Origin of the sequence: Jujubicoccus corallicola, from assembly GCF_047345645.1 — a bacterium.
Taxonomy (GTDB): Bacteria; Pseudomonadota; Alphaproteobacteria; order Rhodobacterales; family Rhodobacteraceae; genus JBLEFH01.
The window spans coordinates 344,260-357,915 of record NZ_JBLEFH010000003.1 but is presented as its reverse complement, the minus strand read 5'-3'; the positions used below and the strand labels follow the sequence as shown (position 1 = coordinate 357,915).

The following is a 13,656-nucleotide window of genomic DNA, read 5'->3' as shown; positions in this document are numbered from 1 at the left end:
ATTTGCGTTCATACGCGCAGAATGTGAGGCTGACGCATGGCAAAGCATCTTTTTATATCTGGCCGCGTGCAGGGCGTCAGTTTTCGGGCCTTCACGGCGAAACTGGCGGCGCGCTATGGCGTCTCGGGTTGGGTGCGCAATCTGTCCGACGGGCGGGGCGAGGCGCTGTTGTCGGATCTCCCTGCAGAGATGGAAGCCGAGTTGCGCCAAGGGCCGCGTTTTGGCCATGTCGAGCGGATCGAGATGGTCGATGCGGAGAGCGCGCCGGAAGGGTATGAAATCCGCCCGACGGTTTAGCTGTAGACCTCCCAGAAGAAATAAATCGTGGTCGCGATGGCGATTACGAGCACGATGCCACGGACCCAGACTTGCGGCACACCGCGCGAGATATGGGCTGCGAGATAACCGCCGGTAATTGTGCCGAGCAGCGCGGCTGTTCCTGCGATCCATGCAATCTCGCCTTTGATCGCGAAGAGGATGATGGCGCTGACGGAAATGGCGGTGGAGATGAGGAGTTTCATCCCGTTCATCGTGTTGATGTCGTCATAGCCCGCGACGGCGAGATAGGCGAGGGTGACGATGCCGAGGCCCGCGTTGAAAAAGCCGCCATAGATGGAGACGAGCAGTAGGAGCGCGGCGAAACCGATCTGGACGCCGGAGGCGTTGAACTCCTTGGCCATGAGTGCGGCGGAGAGGCGTTTGCCGGTCACGAACAGGCCGGTTGCGACGAGCAGGAGCCACGGGATGCTGGTCTCGAAGAGGCTCGGCGGGATGGCAAGCAGGATGGCCGCGCCGAGCGCGCCGCCGATGACGGAGATGAGGACGGTGCGCGGCAGGGCGTCCCGATGCTTGGCGAGATCGTCCCGAAAGGCCCAGGCGCCTGCGAGATAGCCGGGCATGCAGGCGAAGGTGTTGGTTGCATTCGCGGCGACCGGCGGCAGGCCCGCAGTGAGCAGGGCCGGGAAGATGATAAAGCTGCCGCCGCCCGCGAGCGAGTTGATGACGCCGCCGAGGCAACCGGCGAGAAAGAGGAGAAAAAGCGTGAGCATTCGGGGTCCTTTGTTCCTTGGCAAGAGAGCGGAAAGGGCCGATGATGTCCAGCGACAAAGGAGGCCGATATGAGCGAGATCACCACGATCAACCCGGCGACGGAAGAGGTTCTCAAGCGCTATCCGCTTATGAGCGATGCGGAGATGGACGGCGCGCTTGGCGCGGCCCATGCGGCCTATCAGGACTGGCGGAAAACCAGCTTTGAGGAGCGCGCCGCCGTGCTGAGACGGATCGGCGAGGAGTTGCGCGCGGTCAAAGGTGAGCTTGGCGATCTGATGACGCGCGAGATGGGCAAATTGCGGAGTCAGACGGACGGCGAAGTGCTCGCGATGGCGTCCGAATGCGACTATCTCGCGGAAAACGGCGCGCGGTTTCTGGCGACAGAAGAGCATGAGGTCAGCGGCCGTCCGGCTTGGGTCAGCTATTGTCCGCAAGGGGTTATTTACGGGATCCAGCCGTGGAATTTCCCGGTCTATCAGGCGCTTCGCTACACGTTGCCGAATTTGATGGCGGGCAATACGGTGCTGTTGAGCCATGCCGACAATGTCACCGGCTGCGCGCTGATGCTGGGCGAAATTCTTGCGCGAGCGGGCGTGCCGGAGGGGGCGTTTGGCGTGCTGCTTATCAATCATGAGCAATCGGACAAACTGATCGCCGATGCGCGGGTGCGCGGCGTGACCTTTACCGGCTCGTTCAAGGGCGGGTCCGCCGTTGGCCGCGTGGCGGGGGAACATGCCAAGAAAACCGTGATGGAGCTTGGCTCCAACGACGCGTTTCTTGTTCTCGACGATGCGAATCTCAAACAAGCCGTTCGCGAGTCGGTCACGGGGCGTATTTACAACAACGGCCAAACCTGCGTTGCGGCGAAGCGGTTTATCGTGACGGATGGGATTTACGATGATTTCCGGGACGCCTTCACCGAGGCGATGGCAGGCGTGAAATACGGCGATCCGTTCGAGAAGGCGCACGGTCTCGGCCCGCTCGCCCGCGAGGATCTGCGCGACAATCTGCATGAACAGGTACAGGCGTCTGTCGATGCGGGGGCGAAGCTGCTGACAGGCGGGGTCGTGCCGAATGAGACCGGCTATTACTATCCGGCGACGGTGCTGGAGGATGTAGAGCCGGGTCAGCCCGCTTACGAGGACGAGCTCTTCGGCCCGGCGGCGGCGCTGATCCGGGCGAAAGACGACGAGGACGCGATGCGGATTGCGAATGACTCGCGGTTCGGTCTTGGTGGCGGAATTTTCTCGGAAGATGTGGACCGTGCCCGTTCGCTCGCGATCGAGCATTTCGATACGGGCATGGTGAACATCAACGGCTTCGGCGCGGCGGAGGAAAACATGCCTTTCGGCGGCACCAAGGATAGCGGGTTTGGCCGCGAGCATGGGGCGTTCGGGATCCGCGAATTCGTGAACATCAAGGCGATCACGATGCGCGGGTGACGGGCCGTGGATTTTATGTTTTCTTCGTTAAACATTTAGGAAAAGGAATAGATTCATGGCGAATCCCGAAGACGATAAATCTGTCGAAACACAGGCGAAACGCCATCGCGGCCCCGTGGTCGGGATCATCATTGCGGTGGTTTTGGTGGTGCTTGGCTTTGTGTTTTTCACCGGCGGCGAAGTGGCCGAAGGGGTGGCTGATGAGCCCGCGACAGAGGCGGCGCCCGAGTAAGACCTAGCCGCCAAAGCTGCGCAGGAGGCTGCGAAGATAGTCCTCCATGCGCGGCGCGAGCGCAGGATCTTGCAGGCGCTCGCGAATGGTCTCGCGGAGCGCACGGGCGTTGCCATCTGGCATGTCGCCCGGAACTTCCAGATTTTCCTGACGAAATCCCTGACTTGGACGCCCCAAAGGATCGCGCCCCTGCATCATGCCGGGCGATTGCTGGCCGGGCTGCTGCCCCATCATCTGCTGCCTAAGCTGGCTCATCGCCTGAAGCGCACCGGCCTGCGCGGCGAGCGCGCCCGGCTGATCGCCCTGCGCCATAGCCTGCGCCGCCGCTTCCATTTGAGATTGCGCTTCGCCAAGCTCGCCGGGGGCATCACCGGGTCCGCTTTCGGCGAGCGCCTGCATCATCTCGGCCAGCGCCTCCTGCATGGATTGCATCTGCGGCAAGGCGGAAGGATCGGCGCTGAAGGTCTGGTCGTTCAATTGCTGTTGCTGGCGGATCATCTCGTCGAGCCCACCCGCCTGCGGGTTTTGCATCATCGGCTGGTTCAGCATCTGGGCGAGTTGGTCGAGCAATTCCTGTGCGGCATCCTGCGCACCCGCTTCGCTCAAGGCTTCGATCTGGTCGAGCTGCTGCGCAAGATCCGTGCCGTTTTGCATATTCGCCGGGGCTTGCGGCGCTTCGGCGGCGCGGCGGGCGAGTTCGGCGCGCAGTTGATCCATCAGCGCGGAAATCTCCTCCTGCGGCGCGCCCTCGGCCAGCGCCTGACGCAGCGCTTCGACAAGCTGGCGGATGCGGTCCAGCCCTTCCTCCTCGAGCGCGATAGCGACTTGCCAGAGCAATTCCGCAGCCTCGATTGGCTCCGCGCGGTAGAGAAGGCGCAAAGACCGCTGCGCGCCGAGATAGGGACCGGCAGGCAAATCGGTCACGGTTCCCAGATAGTTACGCAACCGCACGGCGCTGAGTGCGGAGTTGCGCGCCGGGTTCCAGATGAGATCCGAGCGGATCGCGACGAGGCGCGCGGCATGGGTATTCTGGAAATGTCGGCGCGGCAGGGTCACGCGCCGGAGACTGCTTTCGCCGGTTTGCCCGAGCGCGTCCTCGGCGCTGGCAAAGAGGATCACCTGCCGGCCCGCGAGCGGGTGTTTGGCGAAGTCGCCTTCCCAGAAGGGGCCGCCGAGTGTGATCGGGTCCGGGGCGTCGAACCCCGCCGGGCCGAGCTCAACCGAAGGCGGCGGCATCTCGATATGGAGGCTTTGCGCGGTGACACCGTAATCGTCCCGCAACTCCAGCGCGAGGCGCATCCGGCCCATCTGATCGGACTCGATTTCCGTGATGTCCACCTCGGGCGGCAGATCGGCAATGGCCGTCACGCGCCAGATATCGCGCGCGCCCCAAGGGCGGCGGAGGCTCACATGACCGCTGGCATTGAGCGTGATTTCCGCGCGCTCAGGCGGCGCAGGCGGCGTGAAGCTTTGCTCCTCGCCGAGTGTCGCGTTCAGCCAGATCCGGCCCATATCCTGTGCCTGAAGATAGATATTGCTCCCGATGGGCAGGCGCGCAGGTTCCGAAAAATCAAGCGGTTGTGCGCCGCGGCCCGTGTAGCTGGGCGGCTCGGCCCAGATGGTCAGCGTGCCGTCGCGTTCGGGCGCAAAGCGCGGTGCGACGCCGAACATGGTCCCGGCGACCACGACGATGAGTGCGGCGAGGCGAAGGCCCCACGGATCGCGTTTCGAGAGGTCCGGGTTGGCTTTGCGCAGTTTCAGCGCGGCGGCGCGATTGGCCATATCCGCTTGAGATCGTTCCCAAAGCTCGGGATCGCCGGTGACGGCGTGGTCCTGAAGGCTGGCCAAAGGATGCGCCGGATCGCCCTCGTCGAGCCGCGCGATAGCTTCGGCGTCTGTGACTTTCGGCGCGCGGGCGACCATGATCGCGGCCACACTGGCGCCAGCGAGCGCCAGCCAACCGGAATAGGGCACCGCGAACCAACTCAGCCCAATCCCTGCAAGCGCGAGCGAACCGCCCGGCCAGAGCGCGCGCAAAATCCGCTCGCGGCGGATCGCGTTGCGGCTGCGCGTGATGTTCCGCGCGAGCGGGTCCGTTTCGGAAGGGGTCCGGGTCAGCCAAGCCATGCGGGCAGCTTATCCTGCCCGATGATCTCTTCATAGCTGGGACGTGCGCGGACCACCGCAAATTGATCGCCATTCACCATAACTTCGGGGATCAGCGGGCGGGTGTTGTATTGCGAGGCCATCACCGCGCCGTAAGCGCCTGCCGAGCGGAAGGCGACGAGATCGCCCGCACTAAGCGCCGTCATATCGCGTTCTTTGGCGAAGGTGTCGCCCGTCTCGCAGACCGGGCCGACGATATCCATCGGGATGCGTTCGGCACCCGGCGCGGGTTCGGTCACGGGGATGATTTCGTGATAGGCGTCATACATGGCGGGGCGGATGAGATCATTCATCGCCGCGTCGAGGATAAGGAAATTCCGGCCCTCGCCCTCCTTGAGATAGATCACCGACGAGAGGAGCAGCCCCGCATTGCCTGCGATCAGACGGCCCGGTTCAATTTCGATCTCGCAGCCTAGGTGGCCGACCGTGCGGCGGATCACCGCGCCGTAGTCGAAGGGCAGGGGCGGGACTTCATTGGCTTGGCGATAGGGGATGCCAAGCCCGCCCCCGAGGTCGATCCGGCGGATAGGGTGGCCCTCAGCGCGCAGGGTTTCGACGAGGCTGGCGAGTTTGGTGAACGCCTCCTCAAACGGTGCCAGCTGCGTGAGTTGGCTGCCGATATGCACATCGACGCCGACCACCTCGATCCCCGGCAATTTCGCCGCATCCGCATAGGCGCGCGGCGCGGTGCCGATGGGGATGCCAAATTTGTTTTCCGCTTTGCCGGTCGCGATTTTGGCGTGGGTCAGCGCGTCTACATTGGGGTTCACGCGGAAGGTGACCGGTGCACGGACGCCGAGGGACGTGGCGACGTCGGAGAGTTGGTGCAGCTCCGGCTCGCTCTCCACATTGAACTGCCGGATGCCGCCTTTCAGCGCCATTTCCATCTCGTCGCGGGTCTTGCCGACCCCGGAGAAAACGATCTTGTCGCCCGGTACACCCGCGGCTTTCGCCCGCAGATATTCGCCGCCCGACACCACGTCCATGCCCGCGCCAAGCTGCGCCAGCGTGGTCAGCACCGCCTGATTGCTGTTGGCTTTGACCGAATAGCAAATGAGGTGATCCATCCCGTCAAGCGCGTCGTCGAAGACCTTGAAATGACGAGTTAAAGTCGCGGTCGAGTAGATATAGGCGGGGGTGCCGACCTCGCGGGCAATCTCGGTGAGGGGCACATCTTCGGCGTGCAGCACGCCCGATTGATAGGTGAAATGATCCATGGTCAGCCTTGGGGCCTTGTGCGGAGGAAAAGGTAGAGCGGAAGGGCGCAGGAGACGCCAATGGCGAGCGCCGGCAGGGCGAGGAGCGAGACGTAATCGCGGCGGACATGCACTTCGGCGGCGATCCAGAGCGTGAGGGCGATGCCCGCGATGAGCAGATCCCATGAGAGGCCGGAGACGGCGGGGTTGGCTGTCCACGCGTCGAACAGACCGTTGGTCGTGCCGCCTTCGGCAAACCACGCGCCGAAGCGGAGCCAAGGGATGACCGCGCCCAGAATGGCGAGCGCAAGATAGGCCATCCGCAGGCGCGACATTAGGAGAAATCCTCGTCGTCCATCCCGCTCATATCGCGAATTTGCTGCGGGCGTTCGAGGCCGTCCGGCGGCAGGTCCGGCTCGGTTTTATAGCCGCATCCGGCGAGCAGCGCGGCGAGGAGGATCAGGCGGAGGGTCACGCTTTCCACCGCTTGATCTGGGCGCGCACTTGGCTCGGGGCGGTCCCGCCATAGGAGGTGCGGCTGGCGACAGAGGCTTCCACGGTCAGCACGTTGAACACGTCCTCGGTGATGCCATCATGGACGGATTGCATCTCGTCCAGCGTGAGTGCGGGTAGGTCTTTGCCCTGATCTTCGGCCATTTTGACGAGCGCGCCAGTGACGTGATGCGCTTCGCGGAAGGGCAGGCCAAGCACGCGGACGAGCCAGTCGGCGAGGTCTGTCGCGGTTGAGAACCCGCTCGCGGCGGCGGCGTGGAGATTGTCCGCTTGCGGCTCGGCGTCGCCCATCATTCCAGTCATGGCGGCAAGGGCGAGCATGAGGTTGTCGACCGCGTCGAAGACCTGCTCCTTGTCCTCCTGCATGTCCTTGGAATAGGCGAGCGGCAGGCCCTTCATCACCATCATCAGCGCGATTTGCGCGCCCGTGATCCGCCCGATTTTTGCGCGCAGCAATTCTGCAGCATCGGGGTTCTTTTTCTGCGGCATGATGGAGGAGCCGGTCGTCCATTTGTCCGAGAGTTTGATGAAGCGGAATTGGGCGGAGGACCAGATCACCAGCTCTTCGGCAAGGCGGGAGAGGTGGATGGCGCAGATGCTTGCGGAGCTCAGAAATTCAAGCGCGAAATCGCGGTCGGACACGGCGTCGAGCGAGTTTGCCATGGGGCGGTCGAAGCCGAGCGCCTTCGCGGTTGCATCGCGGTCGATGGGGAAGGAGGTGCCCGCCAGCGCCGCCGCGCCGAGCGGGCTTTCGTTCATCCGTTTGCGGGCATCTTCGAAGCGGGACCGATCCCGCGCGAACATCTCGACATAGGCAAGCATATGGTGGCCGAAGGTGACCGGCTGCGCCGTTTGCAGATGGGTGAAGCCGGGCATGACCATGTCCGCGCCCTTTTCGGCTTGTCCGATCAACACGTCGATGAGCGCGGAAAGGCCCGAGATCGCCGCATCACACTGATCGCGCACCCAAAGGCGGAAATCGGTTGCGACCTGATCGTTGCGGCTGCGCGCGGTGTGCAGTCGTCCCGCCGCCGGGCCGAGCAGTTCGGTAAGCCGTGCCTCGACATTCATGTGGATATCTTCGAGCGCCGTGGAAAAACTGAAATTCCCGCCCTCGATCTCGGCCAGCACATCGAGAAGACCTGCCCGGATCGCCTCGGCGTCATCCTTGTCGATAATCCCTTGCGCTGCGAGCATCGCCGCATGGGCGCGCGAGCCTTCGATATCCTGTTTGGCCAGCCGTTGGTCATAGCCGATCGACGCGTTGATGGCTTCCATAATGGCGTCCGGCCCGCTTTCGAACCGCCCGCCCCACATTTTATTCGACGTTTTCTCGCTCATGGGATTCCCGCTCGCTTGGGCATTTCGCCAAGCTATAGGGGTTCGGGATCGGTGACGCCACCCCGGTTTCATCTTGGCGAAGCGGTGAAGTGCGGCGCGAGCGGGGGCGCGCGCTTGTCGCTGCCGCCCGCCGCGCCGCTTGCGGTTAGCTTGCGCCCGCGATGAGGTCGGCCTGTTTGACCATCACTTCGGCTTGACGCACCGACGCGATATCCACGAGACGGCCCTTGTAAACCGCCGCGCCCTCGCCGCGCGCTTCGGCTTCTTTCATCGCTGCGAGAATCTCGCGGGCTTCGGTGACGGCGGCCTCGTCCGGGGTGAACACTTCATTGGCAATCGCGATCTGTTTAGGATGGATCGCCCATTTGCCGACCATGCCGAGCACCGCCGAGCGGCGCGCCTGCGCGCGGAAACCTTCCTCATCCGAGAAATCGCCGAAGGGACCATCGACTGGGAGCAGACCATGGGTCCGGCACGCCGCCACAATCGCCGCCTGCGCGAAATGCCACGGATCGGAGAGATAGCGATGACGTTCGCCGCCATCTTCTTTCGCGTCCTCGATCATGTAATAATTCGCCTGCGTGCCGCCGATTCCGGTTGTCGCCATGCCCATCGAGGCCGCGAAATCCGCCGCGCCGAGGCTCATCGCGACCATGCGGGGGCTGGAGGCGGCGATCTCTTCGACATGCGCCAGACCTGCCGCGCTTTCGATAATTACCTCGAAATTGATCGGTTTCTTGCGGCCCTTGGCGCGTTCGATCCCGGTCACGAGCGCATCGACGGCATAGATATCCTTGGCGTTGCCGACCTTCGGGATCATGATCTGATCCACGCGGTCCCAGGCTTCCTCCAGAAGCTCGACCACATCGCGATACCAGAAAGGCGTGTCGAGCGCGTTGATCCGCACCGCGAGCGTCTTGTTGCCCCAATCAATATCGTTCACCGCCTCGATGATGTTCTTGCGGGCCTGCGGTTTGTCCTGCGGCGCGACGCTGTCCTCAAGGTCGAGATTGATCACATCCGCATCGCTCGCCGCCATTTTCTCGAAGATCGCGGGGCGCGAGCCTGGCCCGAAAAGCTGGCAGCGATTCGGGCGAGCGGGCGGGGTGGGTTGGATGATGAACGACATGGCGGCCTCATTTCATTGCGTAACAATCTTGCCGGACGGTAGATTGTTGCGCTGCAACCGTCAATACGCTGCAACTGCGAAGTCGCGCCGTCACAGGCTTTACTGAAGGTCGCTGAAGGCGGTCTGCATCCGCGCGACCGCGTCCTCCACGAGATCGGTGGACGCAGCGAGGTTGAACCGCAGGAAGGACCCGCAATGATCCGCCAGCGTCAGGCCGTCATTCGCGGCGATCTTCGCGCTCTCTTTCACCCGCTTGTGGATCTGGTCGCGATCCATCCCGGTATTGGTAAAATCGACCCATGCGAGATAGGTCGACTGCAAATCCATCGAATGGACGCCGGGAATGGCGTTGATGCCCGCGTCGAAAATTTTGCGGTTCTGGTCGATCTTCGCGATGACCGCCTCCAGCCACGCCTCGCCCTCATTATAGGCGGCGGTGGCGGCAATCGGGCCGAAGCGATTCACATCAGTCACATTGCGCGCGTGGATTTTCTTGAACCGCGCGCGCAGCTCCGGGCTCTCGATCGTCACATTGCCGAGCATACCGCCCGCGAGGTTGAAGGTCTTGCCGGTGCCGGTGAGCATAATTGTCCGGTCGCGTGCTTGGGGCGCGGCGACGGGCATTGCGATGTGTGTGTAGCCGGGCATGATCAGATCGTGATGCACCTCGTCGGAGACCAGCAAGAGATCGTGGCGGATGCAGAAATCGGCGATGGCGGTGAGTTCTTCCTGCGTCCAGACGCGGCCACCGGGATTGAGGGGCGAGCAGAAAAAGATCAGCTTTTCCTTGCCTGTAAGTGCTGCCTCCATCGCGTCGAAGTCGATGACATAGCGGCCATCTTCCTTGGCAAGCGGGACCTCAGTGGCGGGCCGACCGTTCACATGTGCGATGCGGCGCAAACCCATATAAATAGGCGTGAGCATCAGCACATGATCGCCCGGCTCTGTGAAGGCTTCGAGCACCATGGAGGCGCCTTGGACTGTGCCGTGATCGACAAAAATCGCCTCGGGATCCACCTCCCAGCCATGGCGACGCTTCATCCAGCCGCACACCGCGTCGAGATAGCGCCCGTCATCGCCGAAATAGCCCAAAACACCCTGATCGAGATCGGCGCGCAGAGCCTCGATCACGCAAGGCGGCGCGGGAAAATCCATATCCGCGATCCACATGGCGAGCCCGTCCTCGGGCGAAACGCCATAACGCGCCTCCATCTGATCCCATTTCGTGGACTGGGTGCCCAAACGTGGGCGGCTGTCAAAATCCATCGCGGCCTCCTTTTGCGGGGCAGAGTGGCACCTTGCGGGGCGGGTCGCAATCCACTATCGAACGGGCTATGCGCAGACCTATTCTCATCCATCCCGATCCGCGGCTGAAAAAAATCGCCGAGCCCGTCGCTGATATCTCCGACGAGATCCGTGCGCTGGCCGATGATATGCTGGAGACCATGTATCACGCGCCGGGCATCGGGCTTGCCGCGCCGCAGATTGGCGTGATGAGTCGTCTTTTCGTGATGGATACGGCGAAGGATGAGGAAGAGCCCCGCCCCTTGGTGATGGTCAATCCGGAAATTTTGGAGGCGTCGGACGAGACGTCGGAATATGAGGAAGGCTGTCTCTCGATCCCGGATCAGTTTGGGCTGGTCACGCGGCCGGCGGAGATCAAGATGGGGTATCTCGATCTCGACGGCAATCCGCAGGAGATCGAGCTTAGCGAGTTGGATTCGACCTGCGCGCAGCATGAGCTGGACCACCTCAATGGCAAGCTCTTCATCGACTATCTCTCGCCGATCAAACGCTCGATGATCACGAAGAAGATGATCAAGCTGAAGAAAGAAAAGGCGCGGGCGTGAGTGCGCACCGCCCGTATCTGCGCTGGCCGGATAAGCGGCTGCGCACAGCGGCGGAGCCGGTTGAGTGTGTGACCGACGAGACCCGCGCGATCTGGGGCGAAATGCTCGCCGCGATGTATGCGATGCCCGGCGTCGGCCTCGCCGCGCCGCAGCTTGGGATCATGCAGCGCCTTGCGGTGGTGGATTGCTCGGAGACGCGGGATCAGGCGATCCGCATGGCGAATCCCGAGATTTTGCACGCCTCTGAATTTACATCGGATTATGAGGAAGCCTCGCCGAACCTGCCGGGGATCAGCGCGAAGATCACCCGTCCGCGCGCGGTCACGGTGCGGTTTTGGGATGAAAATGGCGAGGTGCAGGAGCAGGATTTTGTCCGCCTTTGGGCGACCTCGGTCCAGCATCAGATCGACCACCTCAACGGCATGATTTTTCTCGACAATCTCAAGCCGGTGAAGCGCAAGATGCTCCTCGACAAATGGCGCAAGGGGAAGCGATGAGGCTGGTATTCATGGGCACGCCGGATTTTTCGGTTCCGGCGCTGGAGGCGCTTGCGAAGGCGCATGAGGTGGTGGCGGTCTATTCGCAGCCGCCCGCGCGGTCGGGACGCGGCCAGAAAGAGCGCCCGTCGCCGGTTCATGCGAAGGCGCTGGAATTGGGCGTCCCCGTGTTCACGCCGGAGAATTTCAAAACGGACGCGGCGAAGGCGGAATTTGCGGCACATGACGCCGATCTCGCGGTGGTCGTGGCTTACGGGTTGATCCTGCCGCAAGCGGTTCTGGTTGCGCCGCGCCTTGGCTGCTGGAACATTCACGCCTCGCTGCTGCCGCGCTGGCGCGGTGCCGCGCCGATCCAACGGGCGATCATGGCCGGGGATGCGAAAAGCGGCGTCTGCATCATGCAGATGGAAAAGGGGCTCGATACCGGTCCGGTTCTGCTCCGCCGCGAAACCGAAATCACGCCGCAAGATACCGCCGCGAGTTTGCATGACCGGCTATCGGATATCGGTGCAGAGGCGATTCTGGCCGCGATTGACGCGCAGCCGGAGGCGGTGCCGCAGGCGGAGGATGGCGTGACGTATGCGGCCAAGATCGACAAGGCGGAAGCCAAGGTCGATTGGGCGAAACCTTCTGCCGAAGTTGCACGGCTGATCCGAGGGCTGTCCCCCTTTCCAGGCGCGTGGTCGGAGCTTGATAGCACACGGATCAAACTGCTGATGGCGGAGGAAACGGACGGCGATAGCGCGCCGGGAACGCTTATCGGTGACGGGATCACCGTGGCTTGCGGCACCGGTGCGGTGCGCATCACGCGACTTCAGCGGGCCGGGAAGGGCGCGCAGGACGCGGATGAGTTTTTAAGGGGCTATCCGCTCACGCCCGGGATGCGCTTCGACACCAATTAAGGCGCGGCGGAGAAGACCGGCCATTGATCGACGATCTGGCCGTCGCGATAGATCATCAGATCGCCGAATTGCCCTAGCACGACCTCGCTGACACGGGGGCGGAAAAAGACGAAATCATCGGCGCGGAATCGGCGGCGAACGCCGCAATTCAGCATTTCCTGATTGCTCGAACGGCCAACCAGCGGGTTTGGCCGCAGATCATAGGGGCTTTCCGGTTCGGCCAGCCAGTTGCCACCATGGATGAACAGCGTCTGGCGGCGATGCGGCGAGAGCCGCGCCCAGAGATTGGCGAACCAGTTGGGTAGGCCGGGCAGGACGAGACCGTCAATTGCTTTGAGGACCGGCGCAGCGATGAAAGCCGCACCGCGCAGAGCGCCGATAGAGGGAATGTCGAACTCGGTCGGCTTTATGAAAGCCGAGCCGATGGAGACCTCGTTGGCGATGCTGGTATCGTTGTAAAACTGGAAGGTCATGCTGCCGCCTGCATTGCGCAGGCGCGGCATCTCGCCCATGACCTCGCGGTAAATCTCATTGGCCGCGCGGTAGAGCGTGGCGGATTGATCGACCGCTTTGCGGCGTAGGCCAAAGAGGATCGGCACCTTCACGATATGCGATTCATAGCCGTGGTAGCCGACGATCTCGAGCGCCTGCATTTCCTGGCCGCGTTTGAGGGCGGCGCGCAGGGTGTCGTCCGCGGAAAAGCCGCCGCGATGCAAGCCAATGTCGATTTCAAGCGCCACGCGAATTTTGCGCCCATGGGCGACCGCGATGGTGTGAAATTCCTCTAGCCGCTCCATGCTATCGATGAGCCAAACCGGATCGGTCTGGCGCGGTTTGGCCAGCCAGGCACGCAGCGTGTTGCCGAGTTGCGGCTTGCCGAAGAGCATATCGAGACCGGGAATCGCCCCATCCAGCGTCTCGGCCATTTGCAGGTTGAACACCATCACCCGGTCGCTGTCGAAGGCGTTGAGGGCGGTGGCGATCAGCGGGATCGACGGCACGGCTTTCACCGAGACACGCACCTTCATTTCCGGCGGCAATTGCAGGCGCAGCCGTTCGATATTCTCGTCCACGCGGTCAAGGTCGATGATGATCCGCGGACCGGTGATCCCTGCGGCCATGATCGCACGGGTCATATCCGTGAAATAACCACTATGGGGCACCGGGCGTTTCGTCTTGCCCATAACGCGGGTCTCGTTTTTCATTCGATCTGGATAAGACACAGTTTTAACTTCTCGGACTGGTTATGTCTGGCGCGGCATCAACCGTGAAGGTTTAGCTCTTAAATGGTTAACGTTCGGCGAAAAAGCCAGCAATGCGACGGGTGGTCACATAAAT

15 protein-coding genes are annotated in these 13,656 nt (G+C 62.6%); 6 read left to right on the top strand and 9 right to left on the bottom strand.

The window, feature by feature from the left end; translation table 11 throughout:
* Window positions 1-36: 36 nt before the first annotated feature.
* The gene (locus ACMA5I_RS07060; RefSeq protein ID WP_525885529.1) at window positions 37-297 is read left to right on the top strand and encodes an acylphosphatase; all 261 of its coding nucleotides are present in this window, start codon (window positions 37-39) and stop codon (window positions 295-297) included.
* On the opposite strand, the gene ACMA5I_RS07055 is transcribed toward ACMA5I_RS07060, so the two are convergent.
* The gene (locus ACMA5I_RS07055; protein ID WP_525885528.1) at window positions 294-1,049 is read right to left on the bottom strand and encodes a sulfite exporter TauE/SafE family protein; all 756 of its coding nucleotides are present in this window, start codon (window positions 1,047-1,049) and stop codon (window positions 294-296) included. The two genes, ACMA5I_RS07060 and ACMA5I_RS07055, sit on opposite strands and share 4 nt — an antisense overlap.
* Before the next feature lie 69 nt (window positions 1,050-1,118).
* Between ACMA5I_RS07055 and ACMA5I_RS07050 the strand changes: the two genes are divergently transcribed.
* Together ACMA5I_RS07050 and ACMA5I_RS07045 are read left to right on the top strand one after the other, a co-directional pair.
* On the top strand, window positions 1,119-2,492 hold the full coding sequence (locus ACMA5I_RS07050; RefSeq protein WP_525885527.1) for an NAD-dependent succinate-semialdehyde dehydrogenase: 1,374 nt from the start codon (window positions 1,119-1,121) through the stop codon (window positions 2,490-2,492).
* Window positions 2,493-2,547: 55 nt separating this feature from the next.
* Entirely contained in the window at window positions 2,548-2,724 is a 177-nt protein-coding gene (locus tag ACMA5I_RS07045; RefSeq protein WP_525885526.1) for a hypothetical protein, read from the top strand.
* 3 nt (window positions 2,725-2,727) lie between these two features.
* On the opposite strand, the gene ACMA5I_RS07040 is transcribed toward ACMA5I_RS07045, so the two are convergent.
* The 7 genes from ACMA5I_RS07040 to ACMA5I_RS07010 all read right to left on the bottom strand — a co-directional run bounded on the left by ACMA5I_RS07040 (window position 2,728) and on the right by ACMA5I_RS07010 (window position 10,335).
* The gene (locus ACMA5I_RS07040; protein WP_525885525.1) at window positions 2,728-4,851 is read right to left on the bottom strand and encodes a DUF4175 family protein; all 2,124 of its coding nucleotides are present in this window, start codon (window positions 4,849-4,851) and stop codon (window positions 2,728-2,730) included.
* On the bottom strand, window positions 4,839-6,107 hold the full coding sequence (gene lysA, locus ACMA5I_RS07035; RefSeq protein WP_525885524.1) for a diaminopimelate decarboxylase: 1,269 nt from the start codon (window positions 6,105-6,107) through the stop codon (window positions 4,839-4,841). Before lysA ends, ACMA5I_RS07040 begins: the two co-directional genes overlap by 13 nt.
* Before the next feature lie 2 nt (window positions 6,108-6,109).
* Complete coding sequence (locus tag ACMA5I_RS07030) at window positions 6,110-6,421, bottom strand: DUF2834 domain-containing protein (protein ID WP_525885523.1); 312 nt, start codon at window positions 6,419-6,421, stop codon at window positions 6,110-6,112.
* Window positions 6,421-6,561, bottom strand: a complete 141-nt coding sequence (locus ACMA5I_RS07025) for a hypothetical protein (RefSeq protein WP_525885522.1) — start codon at window positions 6,559-6,561, stop codon at window positions 6,421-6,423. Before ACMA5I_RS07025 ends, ACMA5I_RS07030 begins: the two co-directional genes overlap by 1 nt.
* Window positions 6,558-7,940 (bottom strand): argininosuccinate lyase, encoded by a 1,383-nt coding sequence (argH, locus tag ACMA5I_RS07020; protein WP_525885521.1) that lies wholly within the window; start codon window positions 7,938-7,940, stop codon window positions 6,558-6,560. Before argH ends, ACMA5I_RS07025 begins: the two co-directional genes overlap by 4 nt.
* Before the next feature lie 145 nt (window positions 7,941-8,085).
* Window positions 8,086-9,069 (bottom strand): L-malyl-CoA/beta-methylmalyl-CoA lyase, encoded by a 984-nt coding sequence (locus ACMA5I_RS07015; RefSeq protein ID WP_525885520.1) that lies wholly within the window; start codon window positions 9,067-9,069, stop codon window positions 8,086-8,088.
* 99 nt (window positions 9,070-9,168) lie between these two features.
* Window positions 9,169-10,335: a MalY/PatB family protein gene (locus ACMA5I_RS07010; RefSeq protein WP_525885519.1), complete on the bottom strand. Its 1,167-nt coding sequence runs from the start codon at window positions 10,333-10,335 to the stop codon at window positions 9,169-9,171.
* 68 nt (window positions 10,336-10,403) lie between these two features.
* Between ACMA5I_RS07010 and def (ACMA5I_RS07005) the strand changes: the two genes are divergently transcribed.
* The 3 genes from def (ACMA5I_RS07005) to fmt are packed head-to-tail and all read left to right on the top strand — an operon-like array spanning window position 10,404 to window position 12,318.
* Window positions 10,404-10,919, top strand: a complete 516-nt coding sequence (gene def, locus ACMA5I_RS07005) for a peptide deformylase (RefSeq protein ID WP_525885518.1) — start codon at window positions 10,404-10,406, stop codon at window positions 10,917-10,919.
* A complete protein-coding gene (gene def / locus ACMA5I_RS07000; RefSeq protein WP_525885517.1) occupies window positions 10,916-11,416 on the top strand; it encodes a peptide deformylase in 501 nt (166 codons plus the stop codon). The genes def (ACMA5I_RS07005) and def (ACMA5I_RS07000) overlap by 4 nt, the downstream gene beginning before the upstream one ends.
* The gene (gene fmt / locus ACMA5I_RS06995) at window positions 11,413-12,318 is read left to right on the top strand and encodes a methionyl-tRNA formyltransferase (RefSeq protein WP_525885516.1); all 906 of its coding nucleotides are present in this window, start codon (window positions 11,413-11,415) and stop codon (window positions 12,316-12,318) included. Before def (ACMA5I_RS07000) ends, fmt begins: the two co-directional genes overlap by 4 nt.
* On the opposite strand, the gene ACMA5I_RS06990 is transcribed toward fmt, so the two are convergent.
* Window positions 12,315-13,523 carry an alanine racemase gene (locus ACMA5I_RS06990; protein ID WP_525885515.1) on the bottom strand — a complete coding sequence of 403 codons (1,209 nt, stop codon included), beginning with the start codon at window positions 13,521-13,523 and terminating at the stop codon, window positions 12,315-12,317. The two genes, fmt and ACMA5I_RS06990, sit on opposite strands and share 4 nt — an antisense overlap.
* Window positions 13,524-13,656 lie beyond the last annotated feature (133 nt).